Origin of the sequence: Streptomyces sp. KM273126 (genome assembly GCF_004337435.2) — a bacterium.
Taxonomy (GTDB): domain Bacteria; phylum Actinomycetota; class Actinomycetes; order Streptomycetales; family Streptomycetaceae; genus Streptomyces; species Streptomyces acidicola.
In genome coordinates, this window is the sequence record NZ_SJXB02000001.1 from 4,043,312 (window position 1) to 4,067,939 (window position 24,628).

13 protein-coding genes, 1 pseudogene and 1 riboswitch are annotated in these 24,628 nt (G+C 68.4%); of the genes and pseudogenes, 6 read left to right on the plus strand and 8 right to left on the minus strand.

Annotation, left to right across the window (positions count from 1 at the left end; genetic code table 11):
* Positions 1-39 precede the first annotated feature (39 nt).
* The gene (frc, locus tag E0500_RS17470) at positions 40-1,296 is read left to right on the plus strand and encodes a formyl-CoA transferase (RefSeq protein WP_131559914.1); all 1,257 of its coding nucleotides are present in this window, start codon (positions 40-42) and stop codon (positions 1,294-1,296) included.
* Positions 1,297-1,425: 129 nt separating this feature from the next.
* Here the strand turns inward: frc and E0500_RS17475 are convergent, their stop codons facing one another.
* The 4 genes and pseudogenes from E0500_RS17475 to E0500_RS43885 all read right to left on the minus strand — a co-directional run.
* Entirely contained in the window at positions 1,426-1,866 is a 441-nt protein-coding gene (locus E0500_RS17475; protein WP_131559916.1) for a PAS domain S-box protein, read from the minus strand.
* 231 nt (positions 1,867-2,097) lie between these two features.
* Complete coding sequence (locus E0500_RS17480; protein WP_131559918.1) at positions 2,098-2,877, minus strand: D-Ala-D-Ala carboxypeptidase family metallohydrolase; 780 nt, start codon at positions 2,875-2,877, stop codon at positions 2,098-2,100.
* Between the two features lie 67 nt (positions 2,878-2,944).
* Positions 2,945-3,328 carry a peptidoglycan-binding protein gene (locus E0500_RS43880; RefSeq protein ID WP_309505228.1) on the minus strand — a complete coding sequence of 128 codons (384 nt, stop codon included), beginning with the start codon at positions 3,326-3,328 and terminating at the stop codon, positions 2,945-2,947.
* Positions 3,329-3,364: 36 nt separating this feature from the next.
* Positions 3,365-4,246: pseudogene (locus E0500_RS43885) on the minus strand (lysozyme); the annotation flags it as partial.
* 1,341 nt (positions 4,247-5,587) lie between these two features.
* On the opposite strand from E0500_RS43885, the gene E0500_RS17490 reads away from it, so the two are divergent.
* The 3 genes from E0500_RS17490 to E0500_RS17500 all read left to right on the plus strand — a co-directional run bounded on the left by E0500_RS17490 (position 5,588) and on the right by E0500_RS17500 (position 17,451).
* Positions 5,588-16,201: a LamG-like jellyroll fold domain-containing protein gene (locus tag E0500_RS17490; protein ID WP_165934874.1), complete on the plus strand. Its 10,614-nt coding sequence runs from the start codon at positions 5,588-5,590 to the stop codon at positions 16,199-16,201.
* Positions 16,198-16,803: an SMI1/KNR4 family protein gene (locus E0500_RS17495; protein WP_258572831.1), complete on the plus strand. Its 606-nt coding sequence runs from the start codon at positions 16,198-16,200 to the stop codon at positions 16,801-16,803. The genes E0500_RS17490 and E0500_RS17495 overlap by 4 nt, the downstream gene beginning before the upstream one ends.
* A gap of 267 nt (positions 16,804-17,070) precedes the next feature.
* Positions 17,071-17,451, plus strand: coding sequence for a hypothetical protein (locus E0500_RS17500; RefSeq protein ID WP_131559924.1), 381 nt, complete (start codon positions 17,071-17,073; stop codon positions 17,449-17,451).
* 566 nt (positions 17,452-18,017) lie between these two features.
* Here the strand turns inward: E0500_RS17500 and E0500_RS17505 are convergent.
* The 4 genes from E0500_RS17505 to gcvT form a co-directional block, all read right to left on the minus strand.
* The gene (locus E0500_RS17505; protein ID WP_131559926.1) at positions 18,018-19,400 is read right to left on the minus strand and encodes an L-serine ammonia-lyase; all 1,383 of its coding nucleotides are present in this window, start codon (positions 19,398-19,400) and stop codon (positions 18,018-18,020) included.
* Between the two features lie 114 nt (positions 19,401-19,514).
* Positions 19,515-20,780, minus strand: a complete 1,266-nt coding sequence (gene glyA / locus E0500_RS17510; protein ID WP_131559928.1) for a serine hydroxymethyltransferase — start codon at positions 20,778-20,780, stop codon at positions 19,515-19,517.
* Positions 20,781-20,795: 15 nt separating this feature from the next.
* Complete coding sequence (gcvH, locus tag E0500_RS17515) at positions 20,796-21,173, minus strand: glycine cleavage system protein GcvH (protein WP_131559929.1); 378 nt, start codon at positions 21,171-21,173, stop codon at positions 20,796-20,798.
* Positions 21,174-21,318: 145 nt separating this feature from the next.
* Complete coding sequence (gcvT, locus tag E0500_RS17520) at positions 21,319-22,452, minus strand: glycine cleavage system aminomethyltransferase GcvT (protein WP_131559931.1); 1,134 nt, start codon at positions 22,450-22,452, stop codon at positions 21,319-21,321.
* Positions 22,453-22,616: 164 nt separating this feature from the next.
* A riboswitch (glycine riboswitch) is annotated at positions 22,617-22,724 on the minus strand.
* A 219-nt stretch (positions 22,725-22,943) separates the two neighbouring features.
* Here gcvT and E0500_RS17525 point away from each other — a divergent pair.
* Both E0500_RS17525 and E0500_RS17530 read left to right on the plus strand, forming a co-directional pair.
* On the plus strand, positions 22,944-23,630 hold the full coding sequence (locus E0500_RS17525) for an AAA family ATPase (protein ID WP_181587037.1): 687 nt from the start codon (positions 22,944-22,946) through the stop codon (positions 23,628-23,630).
* 129 nt (positions 23,631-23,759) lie between these two features.
* A complete protein-coding gene (locus E0500_RS17530; protein ID WP_131559935.1) occupies positions 23,760-24,536 on the plus strand; it encodes an enhanced serine sensitivity protein SseB in 777 nt (258 codons plus the stop codon).
* Positions 24,537-24,628: the final 92 nt, after the last annotated feature.

Sequence of the window (24,628 nt, forward strand, 5' to 3'; positions counted from 1 at the left end):
GCCGCCTCGCACACGATCATTCACGAAAAGGAAGCCAACATGAGTGAAAAGCCGCTCGCCGGAATCAAGGTGATCGACTTCACCGGGGTCCAGGCCGGTCCCGCGTGCACCCAGATGCTCGCCTGGTTCGGCGCCGACGTCATCAAGGTCGAGCGCATCAACGGCGGCGATGTGACCCGCCAGCAACTGCGGGACATCGAGGACCTCGACGCCCTCTACTTCACCATGCTGAACAGCAACAAGCGCTCGTTGGCCATCAACACCAAGACCCCCGAGGGCAAGGAGGTCATGGAGAAGCTGATCCGTGAGTCGGACATCCTGGTCGAGAACTTCGCGCCGGGCGCCATGGACCGCATGGGTCTCGGGTGGGACTACATCCACGAGCTGAACCCGCGTCTGATCTTCGGTTCCGTCAAGGGCTTCAACGACCATTCCAAGTGGAACGACCTCAAGGTCTACGAGAACGTCGCCCAGGCCGCCGGCGGCGCCGCGTCGACGACCGGCTTCTGGGACGGCCCGCCCACCATCAGCGGCTCGGCCCTCGGTGACAGCAACACCGGTATGCACCTGATGATCGGCCTCCTCACGGCGATCATCCAGCGCGACCAGACCGGTGTGGGCCAGAAGGTCTCGGTGTCCATGCAGGACGCCTGCCTCAACCTGACCCGCGTCAAGCTCCGTGACCAGCAGCGCCTGGACAAGGTCGGCTACCTGGAGGAGTACCCGCAGTACCCGCACGGCGAGTTCGGGGACGCGGTGCCCCGCGGCGGCAACGCCGGTGGCGGCGGCCAGCCGGGCTGGATCCTGAAGTGCAAGGGCTGGGAGACCGACCCCAACGCCTACATCTACTTCACGGTCCAGGAGCAGAACTGGGCCCGCACCTGCGAGGCCATCGGCCACCCCGAGTGGAAGGAGGACCCGGACTACACCACCGCCAGGGCCCGCCAGCCGCGCATCATGGAGATCTTCGGCGAGATCGAGAAGTGGCTGGCCGACAAGACCAAGTACGAGGCGGTCGACATCCTGCGCGAGTGGGAGGTGCCCTGCGCCCCCGTGCTCAGCATGAAGGAGCTCGCCGAGGACCCCGACATGCGCGCGAGCGGCACGATCGTCGAGGTCGAGCAGAAGGAGCGCGGCACCTACCTGACCGTGGGCAGCCCGATCAAGTTCTCCGGCTGGAAGCCCGACATCCAGGGTGCGCCGCTGCTCGGCGAGCACACCGACGACGTACTCGCGGACCTCGGCTACGACGCGGACGCCATCCGCAAGTTGCACGACGGCAAGGTCGTCGCCTGACCCGTACGGCCCAGGGCGCCCCGCGTACGGTCCTCGTGCGCGGGGCACGGTTGCGTCCCTGACGTGCCGCTGTACGCCGGAGGCGGTCGCGGCCCGAGGGCCGCGACCGCCTCCGGCGTACAGCGCGTCTCAGACCGTTGTACGGTCCGCGGCGGTTTCGGCCCGCCGCCGCATCATCTCCCGCTCCTTCGCCCGTCGCGCGGTGACATCCCGGACCACCGCCCCCACGTAGGGGCCGCCGTCGGGAGCGGGCAGCAGAACCACGCTGAACTCGATGGACAGCTTCCTGCCGTCCGCGGCCAGCGCGGGAACAGCCAGGAGGTCCGCTTCTCCGTACTTGGTACTCCCTCGGTCCATGGCCTCACGGAAGCCGTCCCAGTGACGCTTCCTGTGCTTCTCGGGGATGATGACGTCCAGACTGCGACCGGCCACGTCGGCCGCCGAGAACCCGAAGATGCGCTCCGCACCCCGGTTCCAATAGCGGATCAGTCCTTCGCCGTCGATGATCATTATGCCGTCGGGCGCCTGGGCGGCCATTCCCAGCACCACCTCGGGATCCAGATCTTCCATGTCGCCTCCGAGCCGGGGCCATTGGTGGTGAACAGTATACAGAATGCAGTACTGGTCGACCTGGCTGCGCGAAAGGTGATGGGCTGTCAGCCAGGCGTTGTACGTGAATCGGTCTTCGACCGCCCCGGGCCCTGCGGCTCCCCCATGGTTTCGTGGGCGTCGCGGGGACGGCGTGGGCCCGTCCGTGCCAAGGCGGCGCGGACGGGCCCGGTGTGCCGGAGCGGGCGCGGATCACACCACGCCGCTCTCCCACCACCACGAGCCGGAGCCGTACGAGGGGTACTGGACGCGGCTGTCGACGTGCTGCCAGGAGTTGGTGTACGCCTCAAGCCCGGAGAAGCCGCAGGTCTCGGCGATCCGGTACACCTGGAGCGTGCTGTGCCCTGACACCACGATGTCCGCGGCGACGCCGTAGACGTGCATGCTGTTGGACGCGCCGCCCACCGAGGCGTTGTGGGAGACGCTGCGGAAGCCGGAGTTGACCGTGATCGCGCTGTTCCCGGCCTTCTTGCGCAGGGCTTCCAGCTTGTACATCGTCCGGCGCACGTTCTCCTTGACCGTCGTGGCCCCGACCTTGCCGCCGCCGAAACCGGCGCCGTCCTTGGAGTGGAACTCGCTCCACTCGAAGTGCGCGGTCGAACCGTCGCCGCTCTCCAGGCTGTTGAGCACGCTCTGGGTCGCCGGGCCGACGACGCCGTCCGCGGCCAGGCCGTAGGCGGACTGGAAGCGCTTGACGGCGGCGGCCGTGCCCGGGCCGAAGGCGCCGTCCCAGGCGACGTAGGTCTGCTGGGCGCTGGACGCGGCCCAGCCGCCGACCCGGATCTGCAGTTCCACCACGTCGGCGCCGGAGACACCCTGCTGAAGGGTGCGGGTCCAGCTGTAGGCCGAGGCCCTGCCCGCCGTGGTGAGGTTGACGGTCGCCGCCAGGCCGAGCGCGGCCGTGACCCCCGCCGCTCCCCGGAACAGGCCGCGGCGGTCGATACCGGAACCCGAGTGTCGTGCCGGTTTCATGGAAGTCTCCTCTTCTGGGGATGAGGCGTTATGAGGATGAGGCGTTATGGGGATGACGCGCCGAACGTCAGGCGACCAGGGCCTGCCAGGTGTTGGAACCGACGATGCCGTCCACGGTGAGGCGGCGCGCGGACTGGAACGAACGCACCGCGGAGTCGGTCGCTGGCCCGAACGCGCCGTCCACCGTCAACGCGTAACCGCGCGAGTTGAGCTGGCTCTGCACCGCTTGGACCGAGGGGCCCGACGATCCCTGTCGCACGGTGACGATGAGGGCCTGCCAGGTGGCGGGTCCGACGATGCCGTCCACGGCGAGGCCGTTCGCGGACTGGAACGAACGCACCGCGGAGTCGGTCCCGGGCCCGAACGCGCCGTCCACCGTCAGCGTGGAACCGTGTGCCTTGAGCAGGTACTGGAGGGTCTTGACCCGCTCCCCGCTCGCTCCCTGCTGCACGGTGGGCCAACTGCTGGTCGGCGGCGGGTTGTAGCTTCCCTTGGCGAAGGCCTGGAGGTCGGCGAGGGTGCCGTTGAAGGTGTTCTGGTCGCCGGGGAAGGTTCCGGAGTCGGAGTACTGCCAGATCGTCTGGGCCGACCAGCCGGCGGGCAGCGTGCCGGGGCTGCTGGCGTAACGGGCGATCCACAGCGGGTTGGTGGCCCCGAAGCTGCTGTTGTTGCCGGTGCAGGCGCTCCACCAGTCGGTGGTGGTGTAGATCGTCGGGTAGCGCCCGGTCCTGGCCTGGACCCGGTTACTGAACTCCCGGATCCACGAGACCATCGCGCTCTGGCTCATCCCGTAGCAGGTGGCGCCGTAGGGGTTGTACTCGATGTCCAGGGCGGGCGGCAGCGTCTTGCCGTCGCCGGTCCAGCCGCCGCCGTTGTTGACGAAGTAGTCGGCCTGCGTGGTACCGCTCGAATTGCTCGGCAGCGCGAAGTGGTAGGCGCCGCGGATCAGCCCTACGTTGTAGGCGCCGTTGTACTGCTGGGAGTAGTTCGGGTTCTTGTACGTGGTGCCTTCGGTCGCCTTGACGTAGGCGAAGGCGGCGCCCTTGTTCTTGACGGACGTCCAGTCGACGTTGCCCTGGTGGCTGCTGACGTCGAGGCCGGCCGGGCCCGTGCTGATGGCGAGCGGCGCCGCCGTCGCCGACGATGATCCCGCGCGCAGGCGCTGGAGTCCCGCTCCGGCGTGGTCCTGCTCCGGGTGCGTCATGCGCACCGGGATCCCGCGGCCGTCGTCGGCCGTCGCCGTGCCGGCGCCGGGCATGAGCAGCAGAGTCAGGACGGCGGACAGCAGCCCGGCCGTCCATGCGAGCGTCCGGCCGGATCCGGTACGGGTGTCACCGGTTCTGAACCGCGAGAGGGTGGCTGCAGGCATGGTGCTCCCAGAGGTGTGTGGAGGGATGCTGCTACGCGCGTAAACCAGGGCCGCCGTGGTGCGGCGATCGGCGGTCGGCAGTGGGGGGTTGGAACAGCGAGCCGTGGGTGAGAGCCGGTCGCGGTGGAGCGGTCGGCAGGCGAGGGCCTGGCGGCAACTCCTCCGCGTACAACATGGGTTGACGCGCGTAAACTTTAGGTACGCATTGACATGCCCGCAACATCTCCGGCCTTGCGGGAAGTTGAGTCCCAGCGGGTCTCCAGGGACACTCCAGCGCGTGAACGGGGGAGGCCCCGACAGCGCTGAAAGACACGAGCGCACTGGTCAGGGCCCACCCTCAGTCGTCTCTCAGCACTCGATGATGTTCACCGCCAGCCCGCCGCGGGCCGTCTCCTTGTACTTCAATTACCCCGGGGCGGTGGTGTCCTCCCGCGCGGCATGCAACATCCGCACGGCACCTGCCGCATCGCAGCGGCCTGCCCTGCACTCCACTCCCACATCCCATCGACGGGGCTTTCGCGTCACGGGGCGTCATCAAGGGTTCACTCGCGTTCACCCATCCAGTCTTCCCCTTGCCTGTGGGCTCCCGGATGGAACGGGTGCTCTTGGGCTTCTTCTCCGAGCTCCGCACCCGCCGTTACCAGCGATGTACGTCAGAGCGGGGACAGGCCATCGGACACTGACCCGGGCCATCACGTTGGCATCCGCCGACCCCCTCTCGATGATGTCCACTCGAACGACGCGACCTTGTGTCGCACTTGCATCTCGGAAGTGCCGTGCTGATCGTGTGTGCCGGAAGCCTCAAGAACTCCCATCATCCAGGTCACAAGGCACTTCTGCGTTCCGGCCCCCGACCACCCGCGATCGCCGACCTGTGGATCAGGGCTCAGTGGCCGGGACCCTGCGGACGAAGTCAGCTCAACCCGACCATCGACCGCTTTCCAGGCGTACCTGGACCAGAGCGACTTCCCCCGGCCGAAGTCCTGGCGGACCCTCAGCACCTCTCGCCCGTCGAAGGGGGCGGGCCTTCGGCGGTCAACCCAAGCGCGCTGACGCCTTGGGAAAGGCCATTGCGAGCACCCGGCTGGGGCGGCGATCACGATCCCCGCGGAGCAAGTTCACAGGCCCGGCCCACGCGGATGGCCGCTACCTGGGTGTCCTGGGCTGAGGGGCGGATGCGGGTGGCCAACGGAAGCATCGAGTGCCCGGCGTACCGCCTTGCCCGATTTGTGACGTGTTCATTATCACTTCGCGCTTGGGGTGCCGAGTGATCCTCTTGTGTGTGCTCTGTGGACATGTCTATAAAGCCTTCTACTTTTGATCATTGAGGTGGGGGGTCCCGTGCGCCCGGCACGTCCGTTTGTCGTTGCTGTCGCCTTCGTGCTGGCCGTGCTGGCCGGGACCGAACATGTCGCCCTGGCCGACGACCGTTTGACGGGCGGTTCCACCGGAGACGCCCCGGACCAGCGGTGGGGATCCGCGAACGGGCTTGGGCACACCGCGTCCACGAAGGCGACGGATGCTGCCGCCAAGGGAGGGAACGACGGTCCGCTGAGGGGGCGCGGCGAACTTTCGGTCGAGGATGAGCCCGGTACGACTGTGCTGGGCGGTACGCCGAAGCTGCCTGAGCCGGGGCCGGTCCGTGAGGCGGCGGCACCCAGCGCACCTGCGGTCGTCGGCTTCGATGCCGAGCGCAGCAAGGAGGTCAAGGGCAAGCGCAAGGAGCGGGAGCGCACGTTCTTGAACGAGGACGGCAGCTACACCACCCGCTTCTACAACGAGCCCGTCAATTTCCGTGCAGAGAACGGCGGCTGGAAGACCGTAGACACCACGCTGGTGCCCCAGGAGGAGTCGGGCGCGCGGACGATGAGCGCCGAGGAGGTGGACTGGGAGACCCACTCCACCAAGGCGCCAATCGAGTTCGCCGGCTCGGCCGACGCCGATCCCCTGGTGCGCATGCAGGTCGGTGACGGTCTGTCCATCGGGTATGCCGTCGAGGGGGCGAGCGCCTCTGTTGGACAGGTCGACGGCAGTGTCATCACCTACCCGCATGTACGTGGTGACTCCGACCTGGAGCTCATAGCGGGCAGCGACTCGGTGAAGGAGACCCTGGTCCTCAAGGACGCGACGGCGCCCACTACCTGGCGCTTCCCACTAGAACTCCAGGGACTGACCGCACGGATCGACGATCACGGCAGTGTGGTGTTCGCCGACGCCGACGGCAACCAGCATGCCTGGACGCCCGCCGGATGGATGCAGGACTCGAACCTGGCGAAGGACGCCAACGAGGGCGCCATATCCTCAGGTGTCACCTACGGTCTGGACGAGGAGAGGGGCCGTCAGGTCCTCGTCGTGAAGCTTGACGAGGACTGGCTGACGGCCCCGGAGCGGGTCTTCCCCGTCCGTGTCGACCCGTCGGTCAAGTCGTTCGACTCCACCTCCGGCACTTACGTGCAGTCCCCGTACAACCAGAACTTCTCCAGCGACACCGTGCTCAAGGTCGGCACATACGACGGTGGCGACCACAAGGCCGCAGCGTTCATGCGGTTCACCGGTGTGGAGAGCACGCTGAAGAACGCCTGGGTGCTCAATGCCAATCTCGCGCTCTACAACACCTGGTCGCAGTCGTGCACGGCGCGGCCGGTGACGGTGCACCCCATCACCTCGAACTGGTCGGAGTCCACGACCACCAAGTACCCGGGCCCGTCGACGGGTTCGTCGCTGGCATCGAAGAGTTTCGCGCACGGCTGGCGGCCGACGGGCACGGAGTCATGGTCGTGCGGCCCGGCTTGGGAGACCATCAAGCTCGGTTCGGCCGGCCGCAAGCTGGTCGATGACTGGACGCACGCCCGCAGGAAGAACTACGGCCTCGCCGTCAAGGCGTCCACCAGTGACTCCAAGGGCTGGAAGCAGTTCGGCTCCGACGACTACCCGAACGGCAAGCCCAGCCTGGACGTGACGTGGACGAAGTACGGCGCCACGTACACGATGGGCGACTTCACGGCTCCGGTGACGGCCACCTCCCAGGGCGTGCAGAAGCTCACGATCAAGAACCAGGGCCAGGAGACGTGGCCCGCGGGCGGCGACTACAAGCTGCGCTACAACCTGTACGACTCCAAGGGCGCAGAGATCACCGACAGCGACAAGATCGCGTACACGGAGATGCCGAAGGCGGTCTCGCCCGGCGAGAGTGTGACCGTCGACGCGAAGATTGCGCCCTTGGCGCCCGCCACGTACACCCTGCAGTGGACGATGACCGACTACGGGGTCAGCCGTTTCACCACTGCAGGTGTCCCTGGCCCTGCCGTCAAGTTCTCTGCGGTGAACATCCCGCCGCAGCTGACCGCCGAGTCGCCGGGCAGCGGCGCGGTCGTGGATACCTTGACGCCGACACTGTGGGCGAAGGGCAGTGACACCGACGGCTACCCCAAGGCCACGCTGCAGTACACCTTCGAGGTGTGTGAGGTGGAGGGCAGTGACGTCCGCAAGAACTGTAAGAAGGGGACGCGCAGCGACGAGACTCAGTGGACGGTGCCGTCCGGCTGGCTGTCCTGGGGCAAGACCTACGCCTGGTACGCGTATGTGTACGACGGGGACGAGACCTCGGCCCGGCCGGGTGCCGCCCTGCTGGTGACCGAGGTACCGCAGCCGGCGGTGACCAGCCATCTGGGCGGTGCCGACAGTGGCAAGGAGATCGGCACCCGAGCAGGCAACTATGTCACCGCCGCCACGGACGCGGCGATCACGACCGTGGGCCCGGAGCTGGCCGTCACCCGTACCTACAACTCCCTCGACCCGCGCTCCGGCGGGGCGTTCGGGTCGGGCTGGTCCACCCGCTGGGACATGGTGCTGCGCGAGGAGACCGAGACCGGGATGGTCCTGGTCACGCTCGCCGGTGGCTCCCAGGTGCGGTTCGGCAAGAACGCCGACGGCACGTACGCGGGCCCGCCCGGGGGCGCACTCACCCTCCAGCACCAGAACGAGGCGTGGCAGCTGCGCGAGAAGTCGGGGACCGTCTACCACTTCATGCCCAGCGGCGTCCTCGCCCGGATCGTGGACTCCGCCGGGCGCGGCCAGAAGGTGCAGCACCAGTCCGAGGACGGCGGCCCGGTGACCAAGGTGGTCGACGAGCTCTCCGGGCGTTCCCTGGACTTCACTTGGTCCGGCAAGCACGTCGACTCCGTGACGACGAGCGCGATCGGCCCCGGCACGCCCGGCCTGACCTGGTCGTACTCCTACGACGGGGACCGTCTGACCAAGGTGTGCCCTCCGTCCTCGACCACCAAGTGCACGCAGTACGCCTACGGTGACGGCTCGGTGTACCGCAGCGGCGTCCTGGACGCGACCCCGACCTCGTACTGGCGGCTGGGTGAGAGCGAGGGTTCCGAGGCGGTCAGTGAGGCACCGTCACGCACCGGGATCAACAACGCGGCGTACCGGGACGTCCAGTTCGGCGGCGCATCGGCTGTTGCCGGTACCTCGGACACCTCCGGAGGCTTCGACGGCATCGACTCCGCAGTCGAACTGCCCGCCGACTCCCTGAAGTCGACGGCGTACCCGACGATCGAGCTGTGGTTCAAGACGGCCACGGCCAACGGCGTGCTGGTCGGCTTCCAGAATGAGGAACTCGGTGACAAGCCGACCTCCTACCGTCCGGTCCTCAACATCGACGCGGCCGGAAAGCTGCGCGGCGAGTTCCGCCGGGTCGGCGTCACCGGCGCAAGCGGACCGATCACCACTTCCGCCGCCGTCACCGACAATGCCTGGCACCACGTCGTGCTCACCGCCTCCGCGACCGCGCAGACGATGTACCTGGACGGCAAGAAGGTCGGTTCGATCACTGGCGCCGTCGCCGATCAGTCCCGCGACTACGCCTACCTGGGTGCCGGATACGCCAGCGACAGCTGGATGGGCGTGGCCACGGGTGAGTACCGCTTCACCGGGCAGATGGACGAAGTCGCCTTTTACGCACACTCCTTGAACGCCGCGACGGTTGCCGAGCACTACGCGGCCCGCACCGTCGTCGGCCAGGTCACGAAGGTCACCCTGCCGTCGGGACGTATCCACGCGACGGCCACGTACGACCCGGTCACCGGACGCCTGAGCAAGCACACCGATGCCAACGGCGGCACCTGGACGGTCTCGGCACCCTCGTACTCCAACACCTCGTCCTCCTACGCGCAGACCATCCAGAGCTCTGGAGCGACCGGCTACTGGCGGCTCGGCGAGCGCAGCGGCGCCGAGGCCACCAGCCCGCTCAGCGAAGAACTCAACGGCAGCTATCTCGACGGCGCACGACCCGGCAGCCCAGGCATCTTCACCAACGGTGACGACACGTCCGCAGAGTTCGACGGCAGCGGCGCCGTGGAGGTGCCCACTGAGTCGCTGGGCACCGAGACCGCGATGTCGGTGGAACTGTGGTTCAAGACTGCCGAACCGGGCGTCCTGGCTACCATGCAGAACGCTGAGCTCGGCGAGATGCCCACCGGTTGGCGGCCCATGCTGCTGATCGACGCCGACGGCAAGCTGCGGGGCAAGTTCTCCCCCGACGCCACCAGTCTGATCTCCACGAAAACTGTCACCGACGGCCAGTGGCACCACGTCACCCTGACTGGGAACTCCGGGGCCCAGGGCCTCTATCTGGACGGAAAGCGGCAGGCGTACAACCAGTTCGGTGTGCCGACGCTGCGCCACCCCCACGTCCTCGTCGGCGGTGGCTACGCGTCGACCGGCTGGGACGGTCAGGCGAGCGGGTACCGCAACTTCACCGGGCAGATCGACGAAGTCGCCTTCTACGACAAGGCGATCGTCACGTTCACCCTGTCCGGGAGCAACTGGGTCCCGAGCAGCTCGCGATCGACCGCCCCCGCCGCGCACTTCCAGGCCCGTAAGGACCTGGCAAGCGGAAGCGACACCCAGTACCAGGGCGTGGCCACCGCCGACACCCCCGCCGCCTACTGGCGGCTGGGTGAGACGTCCGGGACCGCGCTTGCCAGCGAGCTCGGCGGGTCCGACGCGACCGCGACCTTCAACCCGGACACCACTGCGGTGGACACGGGGCTGGACGTGGACGGCGTCTTCGGCCCGTCCGGCGACGGCGCGCTGAGCGCCGACGGCACGACCTACACCGAACTGCCCGGATCGCTTCTCGCGGGCACCACCGAGCTCGCCGTGGAACTGTGGTTCAACACGTCCACGCCCACCGGCGTCCTGCTCGGCTTCCAGGACGCTCCGATCAACCAGGTCCCCACCTCGTGGCGCCCGGTCCTCAACATCGACGAGGCCGGAAAGCTGCGCGGCGAGTTCCGCAAGGCGGGCGTGACCGGCGCGACCGGGCCCGTCACCTCTACCCAGGCGGTGACGGACGGCCAGTGGCACCACGTGGTGCTCAGCGCGGACGCCACCGCCCAGACCCTGTACCTGGACGGCGTCAAGGTCGGTTCGATCACCGGCGCGGTCTCCGATCAGTCGCGTCCGTACGCCTACCTGGGGGCTGGATACGCCAGCGACAGCTGGATGGGCGTGGACCCGGACCCGTACTACTACCAGGGCAAGCTCGACGAGATCGCCCTGTACCGCCACCCGCTCACCGCCGAGCAGGTCTCCGCCCACTACCGGGCGCAGGCAGAACCGGCCGACTCCGCGCTGGCCACCACGGTGAAGGTGACCGACCCGAAGCAGAAGACCAGCACGGCCATCTATGACGCGCTGCGTGGCCAGCGCGTGATCTCGCGGACCGATGCGACCGGAGCGGTGACCAGTTACGCCTACGACACCGGCGGCAACCTGCACACCGTCACCGACCCGAACGGCCACGTCACGGTCACCGGGCACGACAAGCGCGGCAACGCCGTCTCGACCACCACCTGCCGGGACGCCGGCTCCTGCTGGACGTCGTTCCGCTCGTACTACGTCGACGAGGCCAACCCGCTCGACCTGCGCAACGACAAGCCGCTGACCGTCCGCGACCAGCGGTCCAAGGACCGCAAGGACGACCGCTACCGCACCTCGTACACCTACAACTCCCTGGGCCTGCCCACCAGCACGGTCCGCCCCGACAGCAGCAGCTCCTCGACGACCTACACGGCCGGTACCGAGACCGCGGTCGGCGGCGGCACCGTCCCGGCGGGCCTGGTCGACAAGCAGACCACCCCCGGCGGCGCGGTCACCTCCAACCGCTACTACGCAGGCGGCGACCTGGCCGAGGTGACCTCCCCGTCCGGGCTGGTCACCAAGTACACGTACGACGGACTGGGCCGGAAGCTGTCCGAGACCCAGGTCTCCGACACCTACCCGAGCGGGGTGACCACCACCTACGCCTATGACAAGGCATCCCACGTCGTCACAGAGACCGGCGCGGGCGTGAAGAACGAGATCACCGACACCACCCACAGCGCGCAGATCACCCGCTCCTACGACGAGGACGGCAACCTGCTGTCCGAGACGACCAAGGACACCACCGGCGGCGACACCGAACGCGCCACCGCATACCACTACGACGAGCACGGTCTGAACGACAGCGTCACCGACGCCGAGCAGAACACGACCCTGTTCGAGCACGACGAACTGGGCCGCGTCGACGGCATGACCGACGCCGCCTACTCGCACTTCACCTACACCTACACTCCGCGCGGCCAGCACGCCGAGACGATCCTTGACGACTGGCGGGGTGACCCTTCCGGCACTGTCCGCGACCTTGTTGTGGTCTCCAACGCGTACGACCCGGCCGGCCGCCTCGCCTCCACCACGGACGCGATGGGCGCGACCACCGCGTACACCTACTACGACGACGGCCTGGCGGCCACCACCACGGCCAAGCAGATCACCCAGACCGACGGCACCAAGCACGACATCGTCCTGGAGAGCAACGCCTACGACCCAGCGGGCAACCTGACCAAGCAGGTCACCGGCAGCGGCAAGACCACGCAGACCTTCACCGTCGACGCGCTGGGCCGGACCGAGCGCAGTGTGCTGGACCCCGGCGGCCTGGACCGCGTCACGACCCTCGCCTATGACGATGACGGCCGGGTCGAGCAGCAGACGCAGACCATCGGCGGGGACAACAAGCTCACGACGACGGCCGAGTACGACCCGGCCGGCAACGTGAAGAAGCAGACCGTCACCGACGGCACGAGTACCCACACCACCACCCACACGTATGACAGGCGGGGTCTGCCGCTGGCCTCGGTCAGCCCGCGCGGCAACGTGTCCGGTGCGACCGCTTCCGCGTACACGACCACCTACCGGTACGACGAGCTGGGCCGCCTGGTCCAGGAGACCGCGCCGCAGGTCCAGGCCGAGGAGAATGGTGGCTCCGCCACGGCGGTGCAGCCGGTGACACGCACCGGCTACAACGCCTTCGGCGAGGCTACCGAGGTTAAGGACGCCCGGAGCCAGGTCACGCGCTCCGAGGTCGACCGGCTCGGCCGTACAACCGCGGTCACACTGCCCGACTACACCCCGCCGGGCGGCACGAAGCTCACCGCGACCACCCGCACCACGTACAACCCGCTCGGCCTCGAGGAGTCGGTCACCGATCCGCTGGGCCGTGTCACCAGCTACGCGTACGACCAATTCGGTCAGCTGATCAGCAAGACCGACCCACCGGCCAACGCCACCGCCGCACTGCTGGACCAGGACAACCCCGAGATCTTGGTAGGCCCGCAGACCGCCGCCAACGGCGGTGGGATCACCGCCTACACCTGGTCGCCCACAGGCCTTCAGCTGTCGGCGACCGACCCGACCGGCGCCCGCACCGAGGCCACATACGACGAACTCGGCCGGCAACTGACCGCGACGACCGTCGAGCGCTATCCCGATACGCAGTACCTGACCACCCAATACACCTGGGACGACGCCGGCAACCCGACCATGTACCGGACCCCTGAGGGCCGGACCACGACCGCGACGTACAACGCGGCGGGCGAGATCAGGACCGTGACCAATGCGGTGGGCACCTCGTCCTTCGGCTACGACGGCCTCGGCCGGCAGACCGAGTTCACCGACGCCACCCAGCGCCGGACGGCAACCGCGTACAACGCCCTCGGCGCCGTCACCGCCACCACCGACTACAGCACGGGCAGCGCCGCCCTGCGCACGGTCGGCCAGGAGTATGACGCCGACGGCAACCGCACCGCGCTGGTCTCCGCCGAGAAGCAGACGCGTACGACGTTCACGTACGACGCGCTCGGCCGGATGACCAAGCAGGTGGAGCCGGTCACGTCCACCAAGTCGATCACCACGACGTTCGGCCACGACGCGGCGGGCAATCGCACCCGTCTCACCGACGGCCGCACCAACGCGACGATCTACACCTTCAACAGCTGGGGCCTGCCCGAGTCCACGATCGAACCCGCCACGACGGCCACCCCGAACGCGGCGGACCGCACCTGGACCACGGTCTACGACAAGGCCGGACAGCCCGTGACCGAGTTGCTGCCGGGCGGGGCCAAGCGGGAGAGCACCTACGACGGCCTGGGCAGGCTGACCGGTGAGACCGGCACCGGTGCGGAGTCGGCCACCACCTCCCGCACCCTGGAGTACAACCTGGCCGGGCGGATCGTGCTCGTCGGCACGGCCGGCGGTGCCGTGCAGAACACGTACACCTACAACGACCGGGGCCAACTGCTCACCGCTGCCGGCGTCGGCGGGTCCTCCACCTTCCGCTACGACACCGACGGCAACATGACGTACCGCGAGACCGCCGCCGGCAGCACCGACTACGGCTACGACAGCGCCGGACGCCTCGACTGGGCCTGGGACTCCCTCACCGGCAACGACATTTGGTACGACTTCGACCCCGCCGGACGCCCGAAGCTGGAGCGCTACGCGATCAAGCCCACCGGCTCCACGACCTGGACCGAGTCGACGCGCCGCACCTACGAGTACGACGACCTCGGCCGTCTCAAGAGCGACAAGGTCACCCAGCCGGACGGCACCGGCACCATCGCTGCGATCGAATACGCCTACGACCTCGACGACCAGCTGAAGACCAAGAAGACCACCGGTACCGCTGGTGCGGCCACCAACTCCTACGGCTACGACGACGCAGGCCGCCTGACGTCCTGGGCGAACGGCTCCACTGCCACGGCCTACGAGTGGGACGACTCCGGCAACCGCACCAAGGCCGACTCGATCTCCGCGACCTTCGACGCCCGCAACCGCCAACTGACGAACGGCGCGAAGACGTTCACCTACACCCCGCGCGGCACCCTCGCCTCCGTGACCGACGGCGGCACCACGCGGACCCTGACGTCCGACGCCTTCGAGCGGAAGATCACCGACAGCGGCGTCACCTACTCCTACGACTCACTCGACCGTGTCCAGACGCGTGGCTCGACGACTTTCGCCTACGACGGCGGTTCCAACAACCTCGCCACCGACGGCACCAGTAAGTACAACCGCACCCCCGGGGGCTCCCCCCTCTCCACCGCCACCGGCACCACCAAGCAGTGGGCCCTGACCGACCAGCACTCCGACCTGGTCGCCGGCCTCACCCCTGACGGCACCGCGGTCAACGGCTCCACCGCCTACGACCCCTTCGGCACGGAGACGGCCACCAGCGGCACCACCCCCGCCGTCGGCTACCAGTCCGGCTACACCGACCCCACCTCCGCCGACGTCAATATGGCGGCGCGCTGGTACCAGCCGGGCACGGGTTCCTTCGAGTCCCGCGACACCTGGCAGCTGAACCCGATGCCGTCGGTACAGGGCAACCGGTACACCTACGGCAGCGCCAGCCCGCTGAACGGGATCGACCCGATGGGGCACAGTGACGTCAAGGTGCGGGACATCCCGTACCGGCAGGTCGAGTACCGGCCCAGCGGCGGAGGATGGTTCTCCCTCTCGTCGGGACTCTCGTCCCTGGGGAGAATCGGCAGGTGGGGATTCCGATACGCGGGTCTCCCGAGCGCGGTCTTCCTCAACGTGTTCGGATGGAACACCCCGGCCTACGCGCCGACCGGCCGCCCGCCGGGCGGTGGCGGCGGTGGCGGTGGCGGTGGCGGTGGCAGCGTCAAGCAGCCGCGCGGTACGTCGGCGCTCGTCCGCACCGGACCCCGCACGTCCACGAGCCCGGGTGTCGGTCCGGGCATGGGAACAGGGCCTGGCGGCGGCTGCGTGTACGGCTGCGTCACCATCCCGCCCAAGCCTCCCATCGACCAGAACCCCAACAACGGGCCGAACCCGGTCCCCGCCCCGGCCCGCTCCAAGCCCAGGGTCGACTGGGACCCCAAGAAGGAGGCATGGAAGCTCGGCGACTCCGTGGAGATGGTCGTCGGCGCGGCGAACATGCTCGACCTCGCCGATGGCGGTCAGCACGTGCCGGGTACCGTCCTGGAGACGCTGCCGGTGCCGATGAACACCCCCGGCGGGAAGAACGACGGCCGCACACGTGACGACGAGAAGTGCGACGACGGCCCCGGCGTGAGCCCGACCGGGCACGCCGTGTACCTGCCACGTGAGCGTTACTACGACACCTTTGAGCGGAGTTACCAGTGCCGGGCCACGGGTGTGTACGGTCTGCTCGATAGCAGTGACTACAACAAGGGGCGAAAGGCCCCGGGTACGAACACCAACAGCTCGACTCAGCCGCCAGGCATGCGAGAGATCGAAAGCCAGGGACATGTGCCCGCCAACGGCCACCTCATTCCTGCGGCAGCGAGTGGTTCTGGCATTGACCTGAGAAACCTGGTGGCGGAGTACCAGGAGACGAACACGCCGTATCTCAACCACGGCGTTGAGAAGGAGATCAGGAATGCCATCAAGTCGGGGAAGCGCTTGGCGATATCCGTCATACCGCACTATGGGAACTATGGCAGTGGAATTCCGACCTCGATCGAGTACAACTACGGAGTCGCGGAAGAGAGCACAGTAAAACACTGTGTGATCCATCAGTCGCCCACCGGCGGGACAACGACAGGCAGCGCAAGCTGTCCGAGGAGATGGCGAAGATGAGCCAGAGCTATCTGCAGCGGGTTCTGGAGATGCTCGGTGACCCCCAGGCTCGTTATCGGGATGCGGCGGCCTGGAGCGCGCTGGAGGCGGACCTGGGGGTCGTTCTGCCGGCGGACTACAAGAAAATCGTCGATGCTTACGCTCCTGTCCTGGTCAACGGGCACCTCTACCTCAGCCATCCCGCCACGGAGCGATGGAACCTGGGAGATTCCATCCGGCGAACCTCCGAATCCTGGTCGAAAGTGGTCTGGGAAGAAGGAGAACCCGAGGGTGACCCCCGTGTTTCCCTAGACGTGGACGAGTTGACGTTCGGTACATCAGAGGGCTTGATCCCGCTCGCCAGCACTGATCGGGGAGAGACTCTCTTCTATGCCCCACGAGGCGCACAGCGGAACGGCTCGTGGTTCGTCGAGGACGGCGAGGGAGAGTTTTTCGAGTACACCATGGGATTCGCCGAGTGGCTGTACCGATGGCTCGTCGGTGAAGACGTAGCGGGCCCTAATAGCAGCGCCTTCTACCCTGGCCCCGTGGCCCTGCAGGGCCTGCCCATGGCACCGGGCGAACGGCCCGAGACGCGATACGGGCCGGATCGCGGAATGTGACCAGTGCCGGTCGAGGGGTGGGCGCCTGCGGACGTCCACCCCTTTTTGAATCATCTTTTGAATTACATGCGACGCCATGGGCTCGGCTTGACTCATCCTTCAGGTCATTTTCCGTTGTGATGGACCCCTTCGGGCGCGATCACGTGCGCGACGATCGCCGGATGTCGACCGCCATGTAGTTAATTCAGCAGCGACGGAGTCTGCCGTCTGTTCGCCGGAAACTTATAGAAGGTGGCTGGGATTCCTGGCTCCCGAGCGCGGGAGCGCTTGGAACCCGAGGAGATAATCGGGGCTCTGGTTGTTCTCGTCAAGGCTGCGGAGAGGGCTGCTCCACACCTCAAGAGATGGTGGAATTATCAGGCCCGCCCGTTCGTGAAGTCGACGCGCACCAGGTTTGTCCGGACTCGCAAGGCTGACAGTCAAGCCATCACCACTGAGTCGTCCACCTTGATTGAATCAGTATCTTCAGATGCTTCGCAGGAATTGGTTGCCGCGCTCGAAGGGCATAGAGCCACACTGATGCTTGAGGTGAATCCCTCGTTGCTCGACGAAGAGAATTTGGCTGAAATCGGGAAGATTCTCGGGGGAAGTCGAGGCAGCCGGGCGCCTGCGATTGAGGAGCGAAACGGCAAAAAGGACTACGTCTGACTGACGATGAAATGTGGCCCTCCCGCCGAAGTGCCGAGAACCCCCACCCATGCTCCTGTGGCACGGCCGCCGACACGTAGTAGAGATCCGTTGGGAGTGCGGGGTTATCGTAGGAGGTCTGTGGGAGGCCGACACCCGGGTGAACCCGCTTCCTGTCGCCGACGATGCCCTTCCCGGTGGCCAGCCGGCGGCCGGACGCCTGTGGATGATGTAACACGAGGTAGCACAGACCAACCCGCCGCACATGCTCTGATCAGGCAAAATTTAACTCGGCACCACGACCAGACACCACGCAGCACGAACGCTCACGGTCTCGTAGTGCGTAGGTCTCAATACCTGACATGGACCAACTGCACTCCCGCTGGGAGGGCCCCAAAGGTGACGAACCGATCCTGAAGGCGGTTCGCGCCAGCCTCGATGAGCGACCTGCGTCTGGGGACACCCCGGGGACTTTTCGGGGACTTTCAAGCCAGTCCCAGGGACACTCCGGGGACCTTCCGCCGCGTAAACAGGGGAGGCCCTGACAGTGCTGAAAGAAACGAACGCGCTGGTCAGGGCCTACACTGTCAGCACTCGATGATGTTCACCGCCAGCCCGCCCCGCGCCGTCTCCTTGTACTTCACGCTCATGTCCGCGCCGGTGTCCTTCATCGTCTTGATGACCTTGTCCAGGGACACCTTGTGCGAGCCGTCGCCGCGCATCGCCATACGGGCCGCCGTGACGGCCTTCACCGCGGCCATGCCGTTGCGCTCGATGCAGGGGATCTGGACCAGACCGCCCACCGGGTCGCAGGTGAGGCCGAGGTTGTGCTCCATGCCGATCTCGGCGGCGTTCTCGACCTGTTCGGGGGTGCCGCCCAGGACCTCCGCCAGGGCGCCCGCCGCCATCGAGCAGGCCGAACCCACCTCCCCCTGGCAGCCCACCTCCGCGCCGGAGATGGAGGCGTTCTCCTTGAAGAGCATGCCGATGGCGCCGGCGGCCAGCAGGAAGCGCACGACGCCGTCCTCCCGCTCGCCCTCGGAGGACGCACCCGCCACGAAGTTGACGTAGTAGTGCAGGACCGCGGGGATGATGCCGGCCGCACCGTTCGTCGGGGCCGTCACCACACGCCCGCCCGCAGCGTTCTCCTCGTTCACGGCCATCGCGTACAGCGTGATCCACTCCATGGAGCGGGCCGACGGGTCGCCCTCGGCCCGGAGCTGGCGTGCCGAGACCGCCGCGCGGCGGCGCACCCGCAGGCCGCCCGGCAGGATGCCCTCACGGGACATGCCGCGCGCCACGCACGCCTGCATCACCCGCCAGATCTCCAGCAGCCCGGCCCGGATCTCCTCCTCCGTGCGCCAGGCCCGCTCGTTCTCCAGCATCAGGGACGAGATGGACAGGCCCGTCTCCTTGGTCAGGCGCAGCAGCTCGTCGCCCGTGCGGAAGGGGTACTTGAGGGGCGTGTCGTCGAGCTTGATGCGGTCCGCGCCCACCGCGTCCTCGTCGACCACGAAGCCGCCGCCCACCGAGTAGTACGTCTTCGTCAGCAGCTCGGCGCCCGACGCGTCGTACGCCCACAGGGTCATGCCGTTGGCGTGGTACGGGAGTGCCTTGCGGCGGTGCAGGACCAGGTCGTCGTCGAACGAGAACCGGACGTCGTGCTCGCCGAGGAGACGCAGCCGCCCCGCCTCCTTGATCTGCTCCACCCGTTCGTCCGCCGTTTCCACGTCCACCGAGCGTGGTGAGGCGCCCTCCAGGCCCAGCAGCACGGCCTTGGGCGTGCCGTGGCCGTGGCCGGTCGCGCCCAGGGAGCCGTACAGCTCGCAGCGGACCGAGGAGACCGCGCCGAGCAGTTCCTCGTTGCGCAGCCGGCGGGCGAACATGCGTGCCGCGCGCATCGGGCCGACCGTGTGGGAGCTGGACGGGCCGATGCCGATCGAGAACAGGTCGAAGACCGAGATGGCCACGGGTGACTCCTCAATACGGGTGGTGCAGGGGGCCCGTGGGGTGTCCCGCTCACCTGCGAGCGCGCGACACCCCACGGAAAGGAACTACTTGAACAAGACCTGCTTGAACAGGGCCTACTTGTTCAGACCGGGGTACAGCGGGTGCTTGTCCGCCAGCGCCTTGACCCGGGCCTTGAGCGCCTCGGTGTCGCAGGACGGCTTGAGCGCCTCCGCGATGACGTCCGCCACCTCGGCGAAGTCCTCGGCGGTGAAGCCTCGGGTGGCGAGGGCGGGCGTGCCGATCCGCAGGCCCGAGGTGACCATCGGGGGGCGCGGGTCGTTCGGAACGGCATTGCGGTTGACCGTGATGCCGACCTCGTGGAGGCGGTCCTCGGCCTGCCGCCCGTCCAGCTCTGAGGCGCGCAGGTCGACCAGGACCAGATGGACGTCCGTGCCGCCGGACAGGACGTCGACGCCGGCCTCGCGGGCGTCGGCGGCGGTCAGGCGCTCGGCGAGGATCCTGGCGCCGTCGACCGTGCGGCGCTGGCGCTCCTTGAAGTCCTCGCTCGCCGCGACCTTGAAGGAGACCGCCTTGGCCGCGATCACGTGCTCCAGGGGACCGCCCTGGAAGCCCGGGAAGACGGACGAGTTGAGCTTCTTGGCGAAGTCCTTGCGGGCGAGGATGATGCCGCCGCGCGGGCCGCCCAGCGTCTTGTGGGTGGTGGACGTGACGACGTCCGCGTACGGAACGGGGTTCGGGTGCAGACCGGCCGCGACCAGACCCGCGAAGTGCGCCATGTCGACCCACAGGTGGGCCTCGACCTCGTCGGCGATCCGCCGGAACTCTGCGAAGTCCAGCTGTCGCGGATATGCCGACCAGCCCGCGATGATCACCTTCGGCCGGTGCTCCTTGGCGAGCCTCTCCAGCTCGGCCATGTCGACCAGGCCGGTCGCGGAGTCGACATGGTAGGCGACCACGTCGAACTGCTTGCCGGAGAAGTTCAGCCGCATCCCGTGGGTCAGGTGGCCGCCGTGGGCCAGGTCCAGGCCGAGGATGGTGTCGCCGGGCTGGGCCAGCGCGAACAGCGCGGCCTGGTTCGCGGAGGCGCCCGAGTGCGGCTGCACGTTCGCGTACTCGGCGCCGAACAGCTCCTTGACCCGGTCGATCGCGATCTGCTCGGCGACGTCGACGTGCTCGCAGCCGCCGTAGTAGCGGCGGCCGGGGTAGCCCTCGGCGTACTTGTTGGTCAGGACCGAGCCCTGCGCCTCCATGACCGCGAGCGGAGCGAAGTTCTCGGAGGCGATCATCTCCAGGGTGGACTGCTGGCGGTCGAGCTCGGCGTCGACCGCGGCGGCGACCTCCGGGTCGAGCTCGTGCAGGGGCGTGTTCAGAACGGACATCAGGCGCAGGACTCCTCAGCCGGCGGAAAAAGCGGTGTACTCGTCGGCGGAGAGCAGGTCGGCCGGCTCCTCCGCGAGACGTACCTTGAACAGCCAGCCGCCCTCGAACGGGGCGGAGTTGACCAGTGACGGGTCGTTGACCACGTCCTCGTTGATCTCGGTGACCTCACCGGTGACCGGGGCGTACAGGTCGCTGACGGACTTGGTCGACTCCAGCTCTCCGCAGGTCTCGCCCGCGGCGACCGCGGAGCCCACGTCGGGAAGCTGGACGAAGACGACATCGCCGAGCGCGTTGGCCGCGTGCTCCGTGATGCCGACCGTCGCGACGCCGTCCTCGGCGGCCGACAGCCACTCGTGCTCCTTGCTGTAGCGCAGCTGCTGGGGGTTGCTCATGGCCTGAATTCTCCTGTACGCGGGGGAGCGGTGATGAATGGGGTACTACGGGAAACGTAGGTGAACAGCGGAAGTGTGCGCGGGGCCACGCTCGGGGCGGTGGCGCTCGGCGTCTCCGCTTCTTCTTCTACTTCTGTTACTTCTGCTACTTCTGCCGCTTGTAGAACGGCAGTGCCACGACCTCGTACGGCTCGTGGGTGCCCCGGATGTCCACGCCGACACCGGGCGTGCCGGGCGCGGAGTGCGCGGCGTCGACGTACGCCATCGCGATCGGCTTGCCGAGGGTGGGGGAGGGCGCCCCGGAGGTGACCTCGCCGATCACCGTGCCGTCGGCGACCACGGCGTACCCGGCACGCGGGACGCGACGGCCCTCGGCGACCAGGCCGACGAGGACGCGCGGCGGGTTGGCCCCGGCCCTGGCGGCGGCCTCGGTGAGCGCCTTGCGCCCCACGAAGTCGCCCTCCTTCTCGAACTTCACGACCCGACCGAGGCCCGCGTCGAAGGGGGTGAGCGAGGTCGACAGCTCGTGCCCGTACAGCGGCATGCCCGCCTCCAGGCGCAGGGTGTCCCGGCAGGACAGCCCGCAGGGGACGAGGCCGGCGCCCTCGCCCGCCTTGGTCAGCGCCTGCCACAGTTCGACGGCGTGCTCGGGCTTCACGAACAGCTCGAAGCCGTCCTCACCGGTGTAGCCGGTGCGGGCGATGAGGGCGGGCACTCCCGCGACCGTGCCGGGCAGGCCCGCGTAGTACTTCAGGCCCTCCAGGTCGGCGTCGGTGAGGGAGGCGAGGATGCCGGGGGACTCGGGGCCCTGGACGGCGATCAGGGCGTAGGCGTCCCGGTCGTCGCGCACCTCGGCGTCGAAGCCGGCGGACCGCTCCATGAGCGCGTCCAGCACCACCTGGGCGTTCGAGGCGTTGGCGACGACCATGTAGTGAGAGGCCCCGGCCTCGGTCTCGGCCAGCCGGTAGACGATCAGGTCGTCGAGGATGCCGCCGTCCTCGCGGCAGATCATGGTGTAGCGGGCGCGGCCGACCCGTACGCCCCCGATGTTGCCGACCAGCGCGTGGTCCAGCAGTGCCGCCGCCTGTGGTCCCGTCACGGTGATCTCGCCCATGTGCGAGAGGTCGAAGAGGCCCGCCCTGGTGCGGACGGCGTTGTGCTCGTCACGCTCGGAGCCGTACCGCAGGGGCATGTCCCAGCCGGCGAAGTCGGTCATCGTCGCGCCGAGCGAGCGATGCAGGGCATCGAGCGCGGTGCGGCGGAGAGGGCTGCTGCTCATCGGTTCTGCTCCCAGGAAGACGGGGGAAGGCGAGGTCGTTCCTCCCCATCTGTCATCGGAACCTGAGAGGTTCGCCATGACCACGGATGCCCCGGTTGGTCACGGCTTGCACCTTGGGTGGAGCCGCGCCCGTGAGTCCGGGGCGGCCCGCTTTCCAGATGTGCCTCGCCCGCGCGGTGACTGGGCCTGAGAGATTCAAGGGAGGGACTTGCTCCTTCGGCGCCCCAGAAGTACGCGTCGTACTCGGCTGGGGACTCTCCCGCGCGGATTCAAGCGGCCGGTATGCAGTTGGCGCGCACATCATTGCACGCATCGGTCCGGCACGGCAGGGGCGCCCGCACGGGTGGCCGGAAGGCCTCGCACAGGCGACGCACAGGATTCACGGCGAGGCACAGCGTTCTGTAGCAGGGCTGTGGCGGTACGAGAACAGAAAAGGCAGGCAGCGGGCATTACCTTCTCTTTACACTCTAGGGGGATGGGACTCCAGACCCATGGGGAGGACGATCACGGTGAACAGGACCACGGCGTACGCGACGACCTATGGCATCGCGCTGCCCGAGCGACGGACGGCCCCGGCCGGGGAGGCGTGCGGGCCGTTCCGGACGGCGGTCGTCCGCGACCTGCGGGAGCGCTCGGGCCGCAGCCCCCACGGACTGACCTTCGGTGCGAAAGACCTCGTCGCCGTCACGGGACTCCCCGGCAGCGGCAAGTCGACCCTCATGCGGCGGACGGTGTACGGCCCGCGCATCGACTCCCAGGACACCCGCGACCGGTGGGACGCGCGCCTGGCCCGCGTCCTGCCGTACGCGCTCTACCGGCCCTTCGTGCGGATCGCCCACTACGCCGGACTGCACCGCGCCCTGCGCTCCGGCGCCGGTGTCGTCGTGCACGACTGCGGCACGCAGGCCTGGGTGCGCGGCTGGCTCGCCCGTGAGGCCCGCCGCCGGGGCGGCACGCTGCATCTGCTGCTCCTCGACGTCACCCCCGACGAGGCCCGCGAGGGCCAGCGGGAGCGCGGCCGCGGGGTGTCGCACTACGCCTTCGCGCGGCATCGGGCGGCGACGGCCCGGCTGCTGCGGTCGGTGGAGAAGGGGCGGCTGCCGGAGGGGTGCGGGGGCGCGGTGCTGCTGGACCGGGCAGCGGCGGGCGTGTTGAAGCGGATCGACTTCGCGGGGTGAGGGGCCGCGCTGCCCGGGGCCGCGCCCCGCGCCTCGGGCTGTTCGCGGCTTGCACAGGGGCGCGGGCCCCGAGGCGCCCATTAGGGTTCAGTCACAGCAGCGGTTCGGAGAACAAGCGGTAGGCAGCAGATGGATATCCCGGCGGACTTCCCGGCACAGGCACACCCCCACCCGCACGGCGGATGGCCCGGCAACGAGCTGGAGGAGGTGCTCTCGGCGGCCCTCGGCCAGCCGAGCGCGGGCGGACGGATCGTGGAGGTGCTCGCCCGCAGCTTCCTGTGGGTGCCCCTGCCCGAGGGCGGCGGCCCGCACAGTGGCCCCCTCGACCTGCCGACGACGCAGATCGAGGGGCAGGCGTATGTGCCGGTCTTCAGCTCCGAGGAGCAGTTCCGCCAGGTCGTCGGCAACCACATGTCGTACACGATCGCGCCCGCCGTCGAGTTCGCGCGCGGGCTGCCCCCGCACGTCGGCATCGCGGTGAACCCGGACGGCGTGGTCGGTGTACCGCTGCCGCCGCCCGCCGTGGCCGAGCTGTGCCGGGCCGGGCGGACCCCGCTGGACGGGGCGGCGAGCGGCGCCAGGGTACGGCTGTTCGAGCCGGACTGGCAGGACGACCCCGTGGACTTCCTCACCGCGGCCTCGGCCGAGTTCGCCGGGACCGGCGTCGTGCTCAGCGCCCGCCGCTGCCTGGCCGCCATCGAGACCGCCGACCCGGTGATGTTCATCGGCGTCGAACTGGCCTCCTGGGAGACCGACCGCGCCCTGCCCCTGGACGCCCTGGGACGCGCGCTGGCCAAGGCCCCCGTCAGGTACGCCGTGAACATGGTCTTCCTCGACGTGGCCCAGGACCCGGTGGGCGAGTGGATGCGCGAGAAGGTGCGGCCGTTCCATCAGCAGGGTTACTAGGGCGCGCCCCTGAAAGGGGCGCGTTCCGTAAGGGGCGTGGGGCTGTATCGATGTGCGGCTCCGCCGCGTGGGCGCGACAAGCCACGACGAGC

Bases quoted from the DNA above. Each gene is read 5' to 3' on its own strand.
- E0500_RS17475 (WP_131559916.1), bottom strand. From the start codon at position 1,866: ATGGAAGATCTGGATCCCGAGGTGGTGCTGGGAATGGCCGCCCAGGCG.
- gcvH (WP_131559929.1), bottom strand. From the start codon at position 21,173: ATGAGCAACCCCCAGCAGCTGCGCTACAGCAAGGAGCACGAGTGGCTG.
- E0500_RS17480 (WP_131559918.1), bottom strand. From the start codon at position 2,877: ATGAAACCGGCACGACACTCGGGTTCCGGTATCGACCGCCGCGGCCTG.
- E0500_RS17525 (WP_181587037.1), top strand. From the start codon at position 22,944: ATGGGGAGGACGATCACGGTGAACAGGACCACGGCGTACGCGACGACC.
- E0500_RS17530 (WP_131559935.1), top strand. From the start codon at position 23,760: ATGGATATCCCGGCGGACTTCCCGGCACAGGCACACCCCCACCCGCAC.
- E0500_RS17495 (WP_258572831.1), top strand. From the start codon at position 16,198: ATGAGCCAGAGCTATCTGCAGCGGGTTCTGGAGATGCTCGGTGACCCC.
- frc (WP_131559914.1), top strand. From the start codon at position 40: ATGAGTGAAAAGCCGCTCGCCGGAATCAAGGTGATCGACTTCACCGGG.
- glyA (WP_131559928.1), bottom strand. From the start codon at position 20,780: ATGTCCGTTCTGAACACGCCCCTGCACGAGCTCGACCCGGAGGTCGCC.
- gcvT (WP_131559931.1), bottom strand. From the start codon at position 22,452: ATGAGCAGCAGCCCTCTCCGCCGCACCGCGCTCGATGCCCTGCATCGC.